General features: G+C 70.4%; 13 protein-coding genes. 11 read left to right on the forward strand and 2 right to left on the reverse strand.

Features of this window, described 5'->3' with window-relative positions; all coding sequences use genetic code 11:
• The first annotated feature begins 21 nt into the window (after nucleotides 1-21).
• From WME73_RS07670 to WME73_RS07720, 11 genes are all read left to right on the forward strand, one after another.
• Nucleotides 22-1,275, forward strand: coding sequence for an outer membrane protein assembly factor BamB family protein (locus WME73_RS07670; protein WP_437744832.1), 1,254 nt, complete (start codon nucleotides 22-24; stop codon nucleotides 1,273-1,275).
• Between the two features lie 45 nt (nucleotides 1,276-1,320).
• On the forward strand, nucleotides 1,321-2,523 hold the full coding sequence (locus WME73_RS07675) for an MFS transporter (RefSeq protein WP_437744833.1): 1,203 nt from the start codon (nucleotides 1,321-1,323) through the stop codon (nucleotides 2,521-2,523).
• A gap of 10 nt (nucleotides 2,524-2,533) precedes the next feature.
• Nucleotides 2,534-3,004 carry a hypothetical protein gene (locus WME73_RS07680; protein ID WP_437869582.1) on the forward strand — a complete coding sequence of 157 codons (471 nt, stop codon included), beginning with the start codon at nucleotides 2,534-2,536 and terminating at the stop codon, nucleotides 3,002-3,004.
• Nucleotides 3,005-3,375: 371 nt separating this feature from the next.
• On the forward strand, nucleotides 3,376-4,488 hold the full coding sequence (locus WME73_RS07685) for a hypothetical protein (protein ID WP_437915258.1): 1,113 nt from the start codon (nucleotides 3,376-3,378) through the stop codon (nucleotides 4,486-4,488).
• 611 nt (nucleotides 4,489-5,099) lie between these two features.
• Nucleotides 5,100-6,383, forward strand: coding sequence for a hypothetical protein (locus tag WME73_RS07690; RefSeq protein ID WP_437915259.1), 1,284 nt, complete (start codon nucleotides 5,100-5,102; stop codon nucleotides 6,381-6,383).
• Nucleotides 6,384-6,626: 243 nt separating this feature from the next.
• A complete protein-coding gene (locus WME73_RS07695) occupies nucleotides 6,627-7,172 on the forward strand; it encodes a dihydrofolate reductase family protein (protein ID WP_437915260.1) in 546 nt (181 codons plus the stop codon).
• A 596-nt stretch (nucleotides 7,173-7,768) separates the two neighbouring features.
• On the forward strand, nucleotides 7,769-10,522 hold the full coding sequence (locus tag WME73_RS07700; protein WP_437915261.1) for a Kelch repeat-containing protein: 2,754 nt from the start codon (nucleotides 7,769-7,771) through the stop codon (nucleotides 10,520-10,522).
• Between the two features lie 319 nt (nucleotides 10,523-10,841).
• Complete coding sequence (locus WME73_RS07705; RefSeq protein WP_437917365.1) at nucleotides 10,842-11,060, forward strand: dihydrofolate reductase family protein; 219 nt, start codon at nucleotides 10,842-10,844, stop codon at nucleotides 11,058-11,060.
• 308 nt (nucleotides 11,061-11,368) lie between these two features.
• Nucleotides 11,369-12,439, forward strand: a complete 1,071-nt coding sequence (locus WME73_RS07710; RefSeq protein WP_437915262.1) for a hypothetical protein — start codon at nucleotides 11,369-11,371, stop codon at nucleotides 12,437-12,439.
• Nucleotides 12,440-12,744: 305 nt separating this feature from the next.
• Nucleotides 12,745-13,605 carry a HipA family kinase gene (locus tag WME73_RS07715; RefSeq protein WP_437915264.1) on the forward strand — a complete coding sequence of 287 codons (861 nt, stop codon included), beginning with the start codon at nucleotides 12,745-12,747 and terminating at the stop codon, nucleotides 13,603-13,605.
• The gene (locus WME73_RS07720) at nucleotides 13,583-14,020 is read left to right on the forward strand and encodes a DUF3037 domain-containing protein (RefSeq protein WP_437744840.1); all 438 of its coding nucleotides are present in this window, start codon (nucleotides 13,583-13,585) and stop codon (nucleotides 14,018-14,020) included. Before WME73_RS07715 ends, WME73_RS07720 begins: the two co-directional genes overlap by 23 nt.
• 29 nt (nucleotides 14,021-14,049) lie before the next feature.
• Here WME73_RS07720 and WME73_RS07725 read toward each other — a convergent pair whose 3' ends face one another.
• Both WME73_RS07725 and ylqF read right to left on the reverse strand, forming a co-directional pair.
• A complete protein-coding gene (locus WME73_RS07725; RefSeq protein WP_437915265.1) occupies nucleotides 14,050-14,973 on the reverse strand; it encodes a DUF808 domain-containing protein in 924 nt (307 codons plus the stop codon).
• A gap of 195 nt (nucleotides 14,974-15,168) precedes the next feature.
• Complete coding sequence (gene ylqF, locus WME73_RS07730) at nucleotides 15,169-16,080, reverse strand: ribosome biogenesis GTPase YlqF (protein ID WP_437744842.1); 912 nt, start codon at nucleotides 16,078-16,080, stop codon at nucleotides 15,169-15,171.
• Nucleotides 16,081-16,105 lie beyond the last annotated feature (25 nt).

Raw genomic sequence — 16,105 nt, forward strand, 5'->3', positions numbered from 1 at the left:
GAGCTCGTGTAGAGTGGGACGATGGCTCGTATCGTCGATTCCAGGTGTCCGCGCTGCGGCGCCCCGCTGCCGATTCAGCCGGCGATGGATGCAGTCACCTGCCAGTACTGCGGCGCGCGGTCGCTCATCGATCGCGGCAGGAAGCCGACCACCGCGCCGATCCCGCAGGGCATGCACGTCGTCCGGGTCGCCCCGCCGTCCAGCAACGCGGCGGGGGTCATCGTGATGTCGGTCGTCATGGCCATGGTCGTGGCCGGCGCGGCCGCCGGCGCCTTCGTGTTCAGCGCGTCGGGGCCGTCCAAGGGCCGGTCGGCGCCGCTCCCCGGCCTGGGACCGAAGGCGTACTTCAGCGATCGGCCGATGCTCGCCGACGTGAACGGCGACGGCGCGCCGGACGTGATCGGCAAGAGCAACGTCCCCGCCGGCGAGGAGTGGATCGCGGCCTACGACGGGCGCGACGGCAAGCCGATCTGGAAGACGGCGGCGCTCACCAAGGACGCGGCCAACCACGAGGCGCGGCGCGCGATCGCCTCCGGCCGTCTGATCTCGATCGACGCGCTCGGCAAGGTGCAGGCCTATGATCTGCGCACCGGGACGCCGTCGTGGTCGGCGTTGCTCGGCGAGAAGGCGAGGCGGCTGTGCCAGGGCGACGGCGTCATCGTCGTCGAGACGGTCGACGACGTGAAGCACGGGCTCGATCCGGCGACCGGGACCCGGCGCGAGCTCGCGAAGGGCGCGGCCTGCAAGACGGTTCCGAGCTCGATCCAGGAAGAGGCGCCCGGTTATCGGTTCGCCCGCTGGCACGAGTTCGACGAGCTCGGGCTGCCCGGGTCGCATGAAGTCGAGGGCATGTCGGTGAGCGGCGCGATCATCCCGAGCGGGCCCGGGCCGCGGTTCCTGCTCGGCGGCCGGAGCAAGGGCAGCCAGGTCGGCATGGTGGCCGCGGTGGACAAGAAGAAGGTCCTCTGGAAGATGGTGGTGCCCGGCGTCGACCCGCTGACCACGAGGCCCACGGGGGTGGACGCGGGGGCCTATGAAGGCGGGTTCCTGGTCGTCCCTTATGACATGAAGGATCACAAGGACGGCACGCGCCTCGCCTGCTTCGAGGCCGGCACCGGCAAGCGGCTGTGGGACGTGCAGGTCCACAAGAAGTCGCAGGTCTCGTCCGGGATCTCGATCTCGGCGAACGACGTCTTCTTCGCCAGCTGGACGGCGCTTTACGTGTTCTCGCTGAAGACGGGGCAACTCAGGTACATGATCGGGACCGAGTTCTAGGCTTCCGGCGCGCCCGCGGCAGCGCGGGCTCCAGGGCTCCCCGCCATGTCGTCCGTCCAGCAGAACCCCTGGCGCATCTGCGTCTACCACGGCGTTCAATCGCTGATGTTCCCGGCGGCCATCTTCCCGCTGTTCTGGACGCAGGACATCGGCATGAGCGTGGCCACCATGATGACCGTGCAGGGCGCGTTCAGCCTGAGCATCGCGCTCTTCGAGTTCCCGTCGGGCTACATCGCCGATCGCCTGGGCCACCGCCGCGCGCTCGTGATCGCCTCCTTTTGCATCCTGGCCGGCTGGGTCCTCTACGCGCTCTCGCGCGGGCTCTGGTCGGTGCTGCTCGCCGAGCTGGTGCTCGGCGTCGGGTTCTCCCTTGTCTCGGGGGCGGACTCCGCGCTCCTCTTCGACTCGCTGCGAGAGCAGGGCAAAGAGCACGAGTTCGCCCGCTGGTACGGCCGCATGCGCTCGATCGCGCAGATCGCCTCGGGGAGCGCCGCGCTCGCCGCGGGCTTCCTCTATGCGCGCTGGTCCCGCCTGCCGTTCGCGATGGAGGCCGCGGCCTGGGCGCTCGCGGCGGGGATCGCCCTCCGGTTCGGCGAGACGCGGCGCGCCGAGCCGAAGGTCGAGGACCACCTGGGCCGCATGCGCGCGATCGTGCGCGACGCGCTGTTCGAGCGCGCCGACTTCCGCGCGGTGCTGCTGCTCGGCGTCGCGCTCGCGCTCGCGTCGTACCTGCCGACGTGGCTCATGGCGCTGTACGCGACCGAGGCCGGCGCCCCGGTCGCGTGGATAGGCCCCATGTGGGCCCTCGCGAGCTTCACCACCGCGCTCGGCTCGATGCTGAGCGAGCGCGCCGGCCGCCGCCTCGGCATGACGGGGACGCTGCTCGCGTGCGTCGTCCTGGTGGCGGCCGGGTACCTCGGCCTCGCGCTCTCGCGCCACGTGCTCGGGGTCGCGTTCTATTTCCTGCTGACGCTCGTGCGCGGGCTGCACATGCCGCTGCTCCACCACGAGGAGCAGCGCCTCGCGCCCGACGGCGATCGCGCGAGCTGCGTCTCGCTCCGCAGCTTCCTCTTCCGCCTCGCCTTCGTGCTGCTCGGGCCCGTCGTGGGGATGGGCGTCGATCGCTACGGGCACCGCCCCGTGCTGTGGGCCTCGGGCGCGCTCCTCGTCGCGCTGACGAGCGCGGCGTTCGGCCTGTTCGTCGCGCGCGCGGCGCGGCGTGATGAGGCGCCGGCGCCGCGGTGCTAGGGCGCCTGTCATGAAGAAGATCGAGAGAGAGGACGAGGTGGACCGGCTCATCAAGCTCGTGGGCGCCGGGTCCTGGGACGTCATCCACGGGATCCTGGAGCGGCAGTTCTCCGTGCTCCACAACCGCGCTCAGGTGCTCATCGGTCTGTGCGGCATCGTCATCACCACGACCGGCTTCTCCGGCCGCCTCATCGCCGGCACCAGCCCCCACGCGCAGGGGCTGATCATCGCCGGCGTGGCGATCGTCCTGCTCTCCGCGACCCTGATCGTCTGGGGTGTGCAGCACATCCGCTGGCTCACCCAGCAACCGGGCGACGACCTGCGTGGCTGGCTCTTCGCCTCGCTCGCCTACCGGGATCGCAAGACCACGATCTACCGTGTCGCCATCGCGTTCCTGCTGGTCGGCCTCTCGTTTTATGTGATCGCCATTGCCATGATGCTACTCCACCCCACTGCGGCCCCGTCGCCGGGTGGGCGCTGAGCCCTGCGCCCCGATGACCGATGGGGCCTCGCCACGGGCACCGCGCGCCGCCGTCGCCTCGACATCACACCACGGCCGAGCAGCCAGGGACGCTCAGCTGTTGGTGCCGGCGGGCGCCCGCGCTCCGGACGCGACTTCGCAGGTGGCATGATGTGGCCTCTTCACGCGCATTGGCGCCGGCGTCGCTGATCGCGAAATGCGCTGAACTGTAACGACGGATCCGCACGTCCGTGTTGTTGAGAAGTTGCTCTGTCCAGGATAGTCTCGTCCCGTGCTGTTTGGCTCGGAGGAGCTCGGGCGCGGTCGGAGCCGCTGAAGGCGAACGGCGGCATTGGCCGGGGCCTCGCGGGATGGATCTAGGAGGGGCTAGGATGAGAACAGTTCGTTCCACGGCGGGGTGTGGGTTGTTGGTTTTCGCGTTCGCCGTCATGGGTTGCACGGACAACCCCGCGAACCAGGACGGTACGGGCGGGGGCTTCCCCTTCCCCCCGAGCACATCGTCGGGCTTGACGGGCGCGACCAGCAGCTCGAGCGGCGCAGCAACCACCGGTGATGGCGGCGCAGGTGGTGGTGCCGGCGGCGGTGTGGGTGGAGGCGTCGTTGATCCGGGCGATGGCTGCCCTGGCTGCGCGCGGCTCTCCGTGCCGCTCACGAGGGCGATGCAGGCCACACAGTTCATGATCTTCTTCCACGAGAAGGTCGACCTGACCGGCGCGACCGTCACGTTCCGCGTGAGGACCCGTGCCGGCACGAGCGGCGCTCTGCAGCCGTTCGTGCAGAACGGGGGCGATCTCGGCTATGCGAACATCGGCTACTCGTGGAACCCGCTTGTCGACATGGGACAGTGGACGGAGCTCAAGATCGATGTCGATGCGCTGGCTCCGGCAAATCCAAACTTCAACCGCACCGTGGTGGAGATGATCGGGGTTCAGGTCACGGCGGGCAACACGGGGCCCTGGTCCAATCCGACCGTTGTTGATGTCGACTCCGTCACGGTCACGAGACCCGGCACAGGCGAAGGGGCTCCGAGCAGCCAGCGCTTCTCCTTTGGCCCTAGCGGGGAGCGCGGCGAAGGCGGCGCCGGGGGGATGAGCGGCGCCGGGGGTGAAGGCGGCGCCGGGGGGATGAGCGGCGCCGGAGGCGCGGGCGGCACCAGCGGCGATGGCGGCGCGGGGGGTATGAGCGGCGCCGGAGGCGCGGGTGGGGTGGCCGGGGCCGGAGGCGCGGGCGGCGAAGGCGGCGAAGGCGGCGGCAGCGCGAGCAGCAGCAGCAGCGCGAGCAGCAGCAGCAGCGCGAGCAGCAGCAGCGCGAGCGGCGGAGGCGGCGAAGGCGGCGGAGGCGGCGAAGGCGGCGAAGGCGGCGGCTCCAGCGTCGATGTGATTCATGTGAGGGGTCCGTACGAGTTCACGACGAGCGAGGAGCCGATGGTGGTCAACGACTACCAGCCCGTGGAAGGCTCGACGGTGACCCACGTCGCCCCGTGACCCCTGGCTATCCCGTGGCGCCCCCTGTACCCCGTCAGGGAGGTCCACGAGACACGTGTTGAAGCATCCATCTGCACCGATCTGACGACGATTCCGGACGCGACGGCGAGGGCTCGGCACGCTCGGCGAGCCGAGCGCGCTGCCGCGTCCGGAGGTGCCTTGAATGAACGAGGTGCGCTGTCGGTGGCGTCGTCGCGGCGACGACGGTCGCTGAGGCAGCGATTGGCATGAGAGCGCGCTGATCTGCGCTCTCGGGATGCCGCGCTGTGCTCGGGCTCGACTCCGTAGGTGGTCTCATGTGGCTGCCGCGCCTCGCTTTGCTCGACTCCGTAGGTGGTCGCATGTGGCCGCTGCGCCGCGCTCGGGCTCGACTCCGCAGGTGGTCTCATGTGGCTGCCGCGCTCGCAGCGGCGCCAGCGCCGAGCGATGCCAAGCGCGTTGGGTTTTGGTGACGGATTCGCACGTCCGGGCTGTTGAGAAAGTTGTCTGTCCAGGATAATGTCGCTGCTTGCGGGGCCGGCTCGGCAGAGATCGACTGCGGTGAGAGCGGCTCCGGCGAACGGCGGCTTCGGCCGCGCAGCCTCGCGGGGGCCTATCCAGGAGGGGTCACGATGAGATCAGTTCTTTCTTTGGCGGCGTACGGGGTGCTGGTCGGCGCGTTCGCCATGACGGGTTGCGGTGACGACGAGTCGACCGGCAGCGGCGGTGCGGGCGGGACGGGCGGCGGGAGCTCGTCCACCTCCAGCTCGTCGTCGAGCTCGACCAGCTCGGGCTCTGACGGCGGCGGCGGGGCGGGCGATGGCGGTTCAAACGCGGATGGCGGCGGGGGTGCGGGCGACGGCGGCAACGGATCGAGCGACGGGGGCGGTGGTTCGAGCGACGGCGGCGGTGGTTCGAGCGACGGCGGCGGTGGTTCGGGCGATGGCGGCAGCAGCCCGGGTGTCGGCGGCGGCGGCAGCTCGGGTGAAGGCGGCGGCAGCTCGGGTGAAGGCGGCGGCGGCTCGGTCCCGGAGGAGCGTTGCTCCGGCTGCGCGCGGCTGTCCGTGCCGTTCACGACCGCGAATACCGCGACGCAGTTCTTCATCGAGTTTGCCTCGCCGGTCGATCTGACGGGGAGCACGGTCACGTTCCGTGTGAAGACCCACGCCGGTACGAGCGGCGGCGTGCAACCGTTCGTGCAAAACGGGGCGGACCTGTTCTATGCGAACATCGGCTATTCGTGGAATCCGATCGCCGGCCTGGCAGATTGGAAAGAGATCACGATCGATGTCGACGCCTTGGCCCCATCGCGTCCCAACTTCAACCGCGCCCGGGTGAAGTTGATTGGACTCCAGCTCACGGCGGGCGGCACCGGGCCCTGGACCAACCCGACCGTCATCTACGTCGACTCCATCACCGTCACGAAGCCCGGCACTCCGAGCGCCGCGCGAGGCGCCGCACCGAGCGGCGAGCGCGGCGAGGGCGGCGCCGGCGGTGAGGGCGGCGCCGGCGGGTGGAGCGGCGAAGGTGGCGCCGGCGGCGAGAGCGGCGTGGGCGGCGCCGGTGGAACGAGCGGTGATGTCGGCGCCGGTGGTGAGAGCGGCGTGGGCGGCGCCGGCGGCGAGAGCGGCGTGGGCGGCGCCAGCGGCGAAGGCGGCTCGGCCGGTGTCGGCGGCGAAGGCGGCACGGCCGGTGTCGGCGGCGCGGGCGGCGAAGGCGGCACGGCCGGTGTCGGCGGCGCGGGCGGCGAAGGCGGCACGGCCGGTGTCGGCGGCGCGGGCGGTGAAGGCGGCGGCTCCAGTGGAGAGGTGATCCACGTGGTGGGTCCGTTCGAGTTCACGGCCGGCGCGGAGCCGATGGTGGTCGGCAACTACATGCCTGTGGCCGGCTCGTTGCTGACCCACATCGCCGAGTGATCCCGGGCCAGCCGGGGAGCACGCTGCACCGGACGCAGCGAAGCACGCACGGCGCGCCAGAGCATCCAACAGCCTGAACTCGTGACAACGCCAGCCGGAGGGGCTCGACAGCCCTCCGGCGAGCTTTCTCTGGTTGCGCTGGCGCGAGCTGCGCGATGAGAATGGCCTCGACGCGCCAGGACCCGGCGCGCTCGATGGACCGACCCACGGCGAGCTCAGGACAGCGTTTCAAGGAGGATTCGAATGAGAAAGATCGTCTATGACGTCGCGGTGACGGTCGACAACTTCATCTCGCACGAGGACGGCTCGGTGGACGGCTTCGCGATGCAAGGAGAGCACGCCGCCGATTACGTCGAGCGCCTGAAGGGCTACGACACCGTCGTGATGGGGCGAAGGACGTACGAGTGGGGCTATCCGTTCGGGCTCGTCCCGGGGAAGCGAGCCTACCCGCACATGGCGCATTACATCTTCTCGAAGACCCTCCGCTTCGGCGAGGGCGCCGAGGTGGAGGTCGTGGACCGTGACGAGATCGCTGTCCTGAAGCGGCTGAAGGAGGGCGCCGGGGCCGATATCTATCTCTGCGGGGGCGGCGCCTTCGCCGGCTTCCTCCTCGATCACGACCTCATCGATCAGCTCGTCCTCAAGGTGAATCCCATCGTCTTCGGGCACGGGATCCGGCTCTTCGGCGGCAGCTCCAGGAAGGTCGAGCTGGCGCTCCTCGGCGCGACGTCGTACGCGAACGGCGTCTCGCTCCTCCGGTACGACGTGAAGCGCGGGGGCGCCGCGTAAGGGGTCGCCCGCGGCGATCGCGTGCCGCTCGATTCCACTGCGGCGCGATCGTCGGCGGGCACTGAGCGCCGCACCTCGACGGGGCTGAGCCTGTCGCCGGGGCGGACAATGCCAACAGGTTTGAGACAGGCCGCACGCCGCGTTCAACGACAAGGGCGGGACGCTCGTGTACATGCACGCTTGGCCTTCGTGCCGCTCTCGCGTGTCGAGCGCGTGAAGGACGCGTCTGGATGCGGTGCGCGTGGCGGCGTGCATGGGGTCGCGAGCCTCTGGAGAGGCGACCTTTGCGTCTGTTCACACCCGAAGCGCGCGGAGCGTCGCTCAACGTGGCGGAAATTTGAACTTGACCGCGAGAAGCGAATCGACCAGATGGTGTGCGCTGTCTTTCAAATTTGCATCAACTTCTGATTTTTTTTGATCGAGAAGCGGGGTTCATCCGCGCCGGGGACGCGAGCCGCGATGGCGCACTTGGCCGGAAGCCGAGCTCTGCGTCCCCGTGTGCGGCGTGCGATCCCCGACCGCTCTCGATCGCAAGCCTCATCGAGCTCCATACCATGGGGGCCTGATGGGCTTTTCTTCCTGCCAAGGGAGTATCCATGACGCGTGTCCGTTTCGTGCTTCGGGGTTTACCTTTCGCATCATCCATATGGCTCACCGCGCTCCTCGTCGGAGCGATCTTCCTGAGCGGCCTCGGATGCGCGCTTGACGCCGGGCCGCCGGGGGGCGACGAGCTGCGTTTCCGCTTCCCTGGCCAGGCGGCACAGGTGCTCGAGAGCGACGAGGGGTTCGTCGCGGTCGACGAAGGCTTCGCGCTCGCCTCGACAGGCGGCTCGACCCGCGAGATCGAGGCTCTGTTCGAGCGCCGCGGCGGGCTGCAGGCCGCGCTGCCTGCGAGCGGAGAAGGGAAGGTCCGCTTCCATCTGCCCGGCGGCTTCGAGATCGGCGTGCGCGAGATCGGCGCCGAGGGCGAGGGCGCTGTCGTCGAGCGCGCCGTGGCGTATCGGCGCCAGGGCGGGACGTCGTTCTGGTCTGCGGTCGACGCTGGTTACGAGGAGTGGCTGCTCCTCGATGCCGGCGTGGCGAACGGCGGCGCACCGGTGGCGGCGTGGGAGGTCGACGGCGCGACGCTGCGACAGCAGGGCGACGCGGTCGAGGTCGTCGACGACGCGGGCGCGCCGCGGCTGCGGGTGACGGCGCCGGCGGCGTACGCGAGCGGCGGTCGGCCGGTCGAGGCGCGGCTAGAGGTGCGCGGGGCGACGATCGCGCTGTGGGTCGACGCGGGCGGCGAGGAGGTGCTGGTCGACCCGATATGGACGCCGACAGGATCCATGAGCGCAGCACGCGCCAACTACACGGCGACGCCGCTCGGGAATGGCCAGGTGCTCGTCGTGGGCGGGATCAATGCGTCTTCTCGGCTGGGGAGCGCCGAGCTGTACGATACGGTATCCAATACCTGGTGGTCGGCCGGAACGTTGGCCACGGCCCGCTACAATCATACGGCGACGCTGCTCGGCAACGGCAAGGTGCTGGTCGTGGGCGGGAAGGGCAGCGGCTCGGTGGTCCATACGAGCGCCGAGCTGTACGATCCGGCATCCAATACCTGGACGGCGACCGGCGCGCTGGCCGCGGGCCGCGCCGCCCACACCGCGACGCTGCTCGGGAACGGCAAGGTGCTCGTCGCCGGGGGGCATAACGGCTCTTATGTGGCGATGGCGACCGCCGAGCTGTACGATCCGTCGACCGGCGTCTGGTCGCCCGCTTCAACGATGGGGGCGAGCCGCTCCTGGCACACCGCGACGCTGCTCGGGAACGGCAAGGTGCTGGTCGCCGGGGGGCAAAACGGCTCCGGTGCGGCGTTGGCGACCGCCGAGCTGTACGATCCGTCGACCGGCGCATGGTCGCCGACGGCCTCGATGACCGGGCCCCGCCAAAACGCCACCGCGACGCGGCTCGTGAGCGGCAAGGTGCTCGTCGCGGGCGGTTACGACAGTTCTGCCGACTACCTGCAGAGCGTCGAGATCTACGACCCGTCCTCGTCGCCACCCGTCTGGACGACGGCGACGCCGATGAGCAGCAAGCGCGGCGACCATACCGCGACGCTGCTCCCGAACGGCAAGGTGCTCCTGACGGGCGGGTGGAGCGCCCCCATGGTCGTCAGTGCAAGCGCCGAGGTCTACGATCCGGGAACCAACTTTTGGGCAGCGGCCGGGTCGATGAGCACCGTCCGCACCAGTCATACTGCGACGCTGCTGGGCAACGGCAAGGTGCTACTCGCGGGTGGGCTCAACTTTGGCATTCCATCCAGCACGTACTACTCGAGCGCCGAACTGTACGATCCGGCGGCCACGACGTGGGGGGCGGTCACGTCGATGTCTCACGCCCGCATTGCGCCGACCGCGACGCTGCTCAACGATGGCAGGGTGCTCGTGACGGGCGGTGACTCGTTGGGAACGAGGACCGAGCTGTACGATCCGGCGACGGACACCTGGGCGGCGGGGCCGTTGATGGCCACGGGACGCCAGTATCATACGGCGACGCTGCTCGGCAACGGCAAGGTGCTGGTCGTGGGCATTCGGACCGTCGCGTCCCCCGCGAACGCCCAGCTGTTCGATCCCGCGACCGACACATGGTCGTCCGTAGGCTCGTCGACAAGCCCAGACCTCAACCGCATGGGACACACCGCGACGCTGCTCCCGAACGGCAAGGTGGTGGTATACGGAGGGGTCAATCCCTCCGCCGCCCCCGACGAGTACATGTACTCCTCGGCGCTGTTCAATCCGGCGAACAACGCCTGGTCGCCCGCCGACGCCATGCCGATTGCCCATGCCTATCATGCCGCGACGCTGCTCCCGAACGGCAAGGTGCTCTTCTCGGGAGGTAGGAGCGAGTATGCAGAGCAGCACGCCGTTGCCGCGCTCTACGAGCCCGATCTATGGTCGGCCGTGGATCACATGGTGAAGAGCCGCGCCTATCATACGTTGACGTTGCTGAACACCGGCGAGGTGCTGGCGGTGGGAGGATGCGCCACGAACGTGACCCCGACCGTCGAGGTCTATAACCCGACGTCTGATCTCTGGTCCTCCGGTACTGAGCAGTTCTCCTATCGCTCGCATACCGCGACGCTGCTCAACAACGGCAAGGTGCTGCTCGCCGGGGGGATCGACAACACAGGGAACGTGACCCGGAACGTCTACATCTACGATCCCGCGACCGGTGACATGGACCTGACCGGGCAGATGAACGATGAGCGGTACGCTCATGCAGCGGTCCGGCTCGGGAACGGAAAGGTGCTGGTCGTAGGCGGCAGTGACGGCTCCGCCCTGCCGACCGCCGAGATCTACACCCCCTGACGTCGTTGGGGCGCCCCGTCCACGGGCCAGCCCGTCCGCCGACGACGCGGCCGGCGCGGCGCAGGCGCTAGCAGCGCGCGCCGGCCGCGCCGCCTGCCGTCCGCTTCCGCAAACCAGCCAAGATCCCGCGTGCGGCAGCTGAACAACGCCGCCGTGCGGCGCTTCCGCCCGCGAGGCGCCGCGCAGGTTGTGGGCGGCCGCCGCCTTGCACTCGACGATGATTCGACGATGACTCGACCACGCGGAGATCGCCCTCTACTACGCGCTCGGGAACCTGCCGGCGCCCGAATGGCTCACCCACAAATTTTTCTGAGGAGGCATCTATCTCTGCGGGGGCGGCGCCTTCGCCGGCTTCCTCCTCGATAACGACCTCATCGATCAGCTCGTCCTCAAGGTGAATCCCATCGTCTTCGGGCACGGGGTCCGGCTCTTCGGCGGCAGCTCCAGGAAGGTCGAGCTGGCGCTCCTCGGCGCGACGTCGTACGCGAACGGCGTCTCGCTCCTCCGGTACGACGTGAAGCGCAGGGGCGCGGCCTGAGGGGCCGCCCCGGCGAGGGCGTGCCGCACGATTCCGTCGCGACGCCGTCGTCGGGCCCGCCGCGGCGCTTTTGTCGGGCGGGCGCTGAGCGCCGCGCCTCGACGGGGCTCATCTGGTTGCCGGGCTCACGCGTTTGGCCTGTTGAGAAAAATTTCTGCCCAGGGTAGCTTGCGCCACGCGGCTGGCTCGGAGGAGCCAGCGGGCGGTGGCAACCGCCATGGCGAACGGCGGCCCGGGCTGCGTGGCCTCGTGGTGCACATCAGGAGAGGGTCAGGATGAGATCAGTTCTTTCTTTGGCAATGTGCGGGATGCTGGTCGGCGCATTCGCCATGACGGGTTGCGGTGATGACGACACCACCGGCAGCGGCGGTGCGGGCGGTGGGACCACCTCCAGCACGACGTCGAGCTCCTCCCGCAGCAGCTCGACCAGCTCGGGCGGCGGCGAAGGCGGCGAAGGCGGCGAAGGCGGCGCGGGCGGCAGCGATGGTGGCGCCGGCGGCGAAGGCGGCGCGGGCGGCAGCGACGGTGGCGCCGGCGGCGAAGGCGGCGAAGGCGGCGCGGGCGGCGGCGCCCCCGACATCGGTCCCGGTCCGGAGGAGAGCTGCTCGGGTTGCGCCCGGCTTGCTGTGCCGCTCACCACGGCTTCCACGGGGACGCTGTTCCAGTTCGACTTCGCTCAGCTGGTCGACCTGACCGGCGCTACCGTCACGTTCCGTGTGAAGGCTCATGCCGCCACCGGCGGTGGCGTGCAGACGTACGTACAAAACGGAACTGCACGGAACGAAAATGAACAGAGCTGGGCGGGCGTCCCCTGGGCGTGGACGAGCTTCGGCGACCTGAAAGAGTGGACCGACCTCACCATCGACGTCGATGCCGCTGATGCGGCCGATGCCGCTGCTGGCGGGAAATTCGAGAGTACCGCGGTGAAGCGCATCGGCGTCAAGGTCGACGCAGGTGCCGAGGGGCCCTGGGCCAACCCGACCATCGTCTATATCGACTCCATCACCGTCACGAGGTCTGCCAGCACGAGCGGTTCGGGCGGTGCCGGCGGCGCGGGTGGCGCCGGCGGCGCGGGTGGCACGAGCGGTGAGGGCGGCGCTGGCGGCACGAGCGGCGAGGGCGGCTCGGCGGGCGCCACCGGTGAGGGCGGCGCTGGCGGCACGAGCGGCGAGGGCGGCTCGGCGGGCGCCACCGGTGAGGGCGGCGCTGGCGGCACGAGCGGCGAGGGCGGCACGGGCGGCGAGGGCGGCGCCGGCGGCGCGAGCGGCGAGGTGGTCCATGTGATCGGTCCGTTCGAGTTCACGGACGGGCTGCAGGGCTTCCTGCTCGGCGATTACCAGACCGTGCCAGGCTCGAGGCTGGATCCCCTCGGCGAGTGATCCACGAGGGCCTGCGGCGCTCGCTCTCGCGCTGCTGCGCGGAGCGAGCGTCCGGGCCGCCTCATCGATCCTTGAGGGCGCGCTCCCCTGCGCGCTCCAGCTCGACCCAGCTTCCCGGTCTCACGTAACTGCGGTGCGGCGGCGTACTTTGGCCGAAGGTGGGGCTTTTGAACCGCCAAGGACGCCAAAGACGCCAAGAAAAACATAAAAATCTTGGCGTCTCATGGCGTCTCATGGCGTCTTGGCGGCCCCATCCTTCCGGCGGGGCGGGGGAATTCGCCCGCCACCCGCCACGCTGCTGAAGCATGATCCGAACCGTCCAAACGACCCGCTACGTCACCCCGCTCCGCGAGGGCGGGTCGCTGCCGGCCCTCGTCGAGGCCGATGACGATGGGCTCTATGTCCTGAAGCTCCGCGGCGCCGGCCAGGGGCCGAAGGCGCTCATCGCGGAGCTCGTCGCCGGGGAGATCGGGCGCGCGCTCGGGCTCCCGGTGCCGGAGATCGTCTTCATGGAGCTCGACCCCGCCTTCGGGCGCGCCGAGCCGGATCCGGAGCTGTCCGACCTGCTCTCGGCGAGCGCCGGCTTGAACCTCGCCCTCGACTACCTGCCCGGATCGCTCGCCTTCCAGCCGCTCGCCGGCCCGGCGATCGACCCGGGGCTTGCGGCCGCCGTCGTCTGGTTCGACGCCTTCATGAGCAACGTGGACCGGACGCCCAAGAACCCCAACCTGCTCCTGTGGCACCGCCGCCTCTGGCTGATCGACCACGGCGCGGCGCTCTATGTCCACCACGCCTGGACCGACGCGACCGATCCGCGCGCCGACGCGGACGACCGCTTCCCGCTCGTCAAGAGCCATGTCCTGCTCCCGTTCGCGGGCGATCTCGCCGCGGCCGACGCCGCGCTGAGCGCCCGGCTCACGCCCGAGCGCATCGCGGGGATCGTCGCCGCGATCCCGGACGCGTGGCTGGCCGACCAGGACCCCCGCGCCCGGCCCTCGGGCGAGCGGCGGTCCGCGTTCTCGCCCGGCGCGGCCGAGGCGCCGCAGCCCGATGCGGCGCCGGTCGCGGCGCGGCGCGCGGCGTACGCCGCCTACCTGACCCACCGCCTCGCGTCGCCGCGGGGCTTCGTCGAGGAGGCGCTCGATGCAGCCCGTGCCCGGCGGTAGCCCTCCGGGCGCGCCCGCCGCCGACCCGTTCGATTACGCCGTGCTGCGCGTGGTCCCGCGCGTGGAGCGCGGCGAGCGCGTCAACGTCGGGGTGGTCCTCTTCTGCCGCGCCCGGGGCTTCCTCGACGCGCGCTTCGAGCCCGACGAGCGGCGCCTGCTCGCCCTCTGGCCCGACCTCGACCTGGAGGCGGTCCGCGGCCACCTCGACTTCATCCGCCGCGTCTGCGCCGGCGATCGGGCGTGCGGGTACGTCGCCGAGCTCCCCCAGGCCGAGCGCTTCGGCTGGGTGGTGTCCCCGGCGAGCACCGTCGTCCAGCCATCGCGTGTCCACGCGGGCCTCGGCGCCGACCCGGCCGCGGCGCTCGAGCGGCTGCTCGCGACGCTGGTGCGGCCAGGGCGGTCCGGACAGGGCTGATCGGCGCGGCGCGAGCCCGCGCTCCAGGGTCAGTGGCCGCCCTTTTCGCGGTTCATCGCCTGCTTCACCGCGGTCACGACGCCCAGCACGACCGCGCCGGCCGCGACGCCGACGATCATGTTGGCGAGCGACGGCACCACCGCGCCGAGCACGGCGCCGGCGCCCTGGGTCATGTCCTCGATGTGGTGGTGAAGCCACGGCACGCCGTGCGTCAGGATGCCGCCGCCGACGAGGAACATCGCCGCCGTGCCGGCGACCGACAGACCCTTCATCAGCCACGGCGCCGCCTTCAGGATGCCGCTGCCGAGCGACTGCTGCAGACCGCCGCTCTGGCGGCTCAGGTAGAGGCCGGCGTCGTCGAGCTTCACGATGCCGGCGACCAGGCCGTAGACGCCCACGGTCATGAGCAGGGCGATGCCGGTCAGCACGGCGACCTGCGTGCCGAACGGCGACGCCGCCACGGTGCCCAGCGTGATCGCGATGATCTCGGCCGACAGGATGAAGTCGGTGCGCACCGCGCCCTTGATCTTGTCCCTCTCGAACTCGACGAGGTCGATCTTCGGATCGGAGAGCGCCTGCACGAGCTCGGCGTGGTGCGCCTCGTCCTCGTGCTTGCTGTGCAGCACCTTGTGGGCGACCTTCTCGAAGCCCTCGTAACAGAGGAAGGCGCCGCCGATCATCAGCAGGGGCGTGACGGCCCAGGGCGCGAGGGCGCTGATCGCCAGCGCCGCCGGCACCAGGATGGCCTTGTTGAGCATCGAGCCCTTCGCCACGGCCAGCACGACCGGCAGCTCGCGCTCGGCGTTGACGCCCGTCACCTGCTGCGCGTTCAGCGCCAGATCGTCGCCCAGCACGCCGGCGGTCTTCTTGGCGGCCACCTTCGTCAGCACGGCAACGTCGTCCAGCACGGTGGCGATGTCGTCGATCAGGGCGAGCAGGCTGCTTCCGGCCATGGAGTGAGGTCCTCGTCGGGTGAATGGGGTAGGAGCGTAGGAGCGTAGGAGCGTAGGAGCGTGGCGAACGTCACGGGCGGCGCCGCAGCGCAGCCGTCGCGGTGGGCATGGTAGCGGGCGTCGGCGGTCGACGGGTCGAAGATCCTGGGCGCCCACGTCGATCGGCCAGCCCGGCCGTCGGCGCCGCGCCGCGGCTCACGCGCTCTCTTCGATCCCCGACGGCGACTCCAGCCCCGGCGGCTCTTCCAGGCTGATGCGCCCGAGCCGGCCGGCGCGGAAGTCGTGGACCAGGATGTCCGACGCCTTGTGCAGGTCCACCGCCCCGCCGCTGCGCAGGCAGCCGCGGCGGCGGCCGATCTCCTCGATCAGCGCGGCGGCGGTCTCCGGCAGCTCCTTCAGCTTGTAGCGGGCGACGAGGAGCTCGGGGTAGCGCCGCAGGAAGTACCCCGCCGCGAACAGGGCGACGCTCTGGTAATCGATGGCCGTGTCGGGGATCGCCCCGCCCACGGCCAGGCGGAACGAGGCCGCCTCATCGTCGATCTTGGGCCAGAGGATCCCCGGGTTGTCGGAGATGGCCATGCCGGTCTTCAAGGTGACGAGCTGCTGGCTCTTCGTGACCGCGGGCTCGTCGCCGACCTTGGCGACCTTGCGCTCCATGAGCAGGTTGATGAGCGTCGATTTGCCGACGTTGGGGATCCCCACGATCATGGCCCGCACCACCTTGCCGGGGCCGTTCTTGGGGGGCGCGAGGCGCTTGCAGAGCTCCGGGATCCGGCGCCGCGCCTCGGACGACTGGCTCGCGGAGATCGCGATCGCGAGCACCTGGCCCCCCGGCGAGGCGCCGCGCTCCGCCTCGTCAGGCGGCGCGGCGCCCTCCGCCTCGAAGTAGCGGAGCCACGCCGTGGTGACGGCCGGGTCCGCCAGATCGCTCTTGTTCAGGACCTTGATGCACGGCTTCTGGCCGCGCAGCTCGGCCAGGACGGGGTTCTCGCTGGCCAGCGGCATGCGGGCGTCGAGCACCTCGATGACGACGTCCTGCGACGGCATCGACTCGGCGATCGTGCGCCGAGCCTTGGTCATGTGGCCTGGATACCATTGGATCGACATCCGTCGCGGAGCTCTATCACGCCCG

This window comes from Sorangium sp. So ce302 (assembly GCF_051530145.1).
In the GTDB taxonomy this organism is placed as follows: Bacteria; Myxococcota_A; Polyangia; order Polyangiales; family Polyangiaceae; genus Sorangium; species Sorangium cellulosum_B.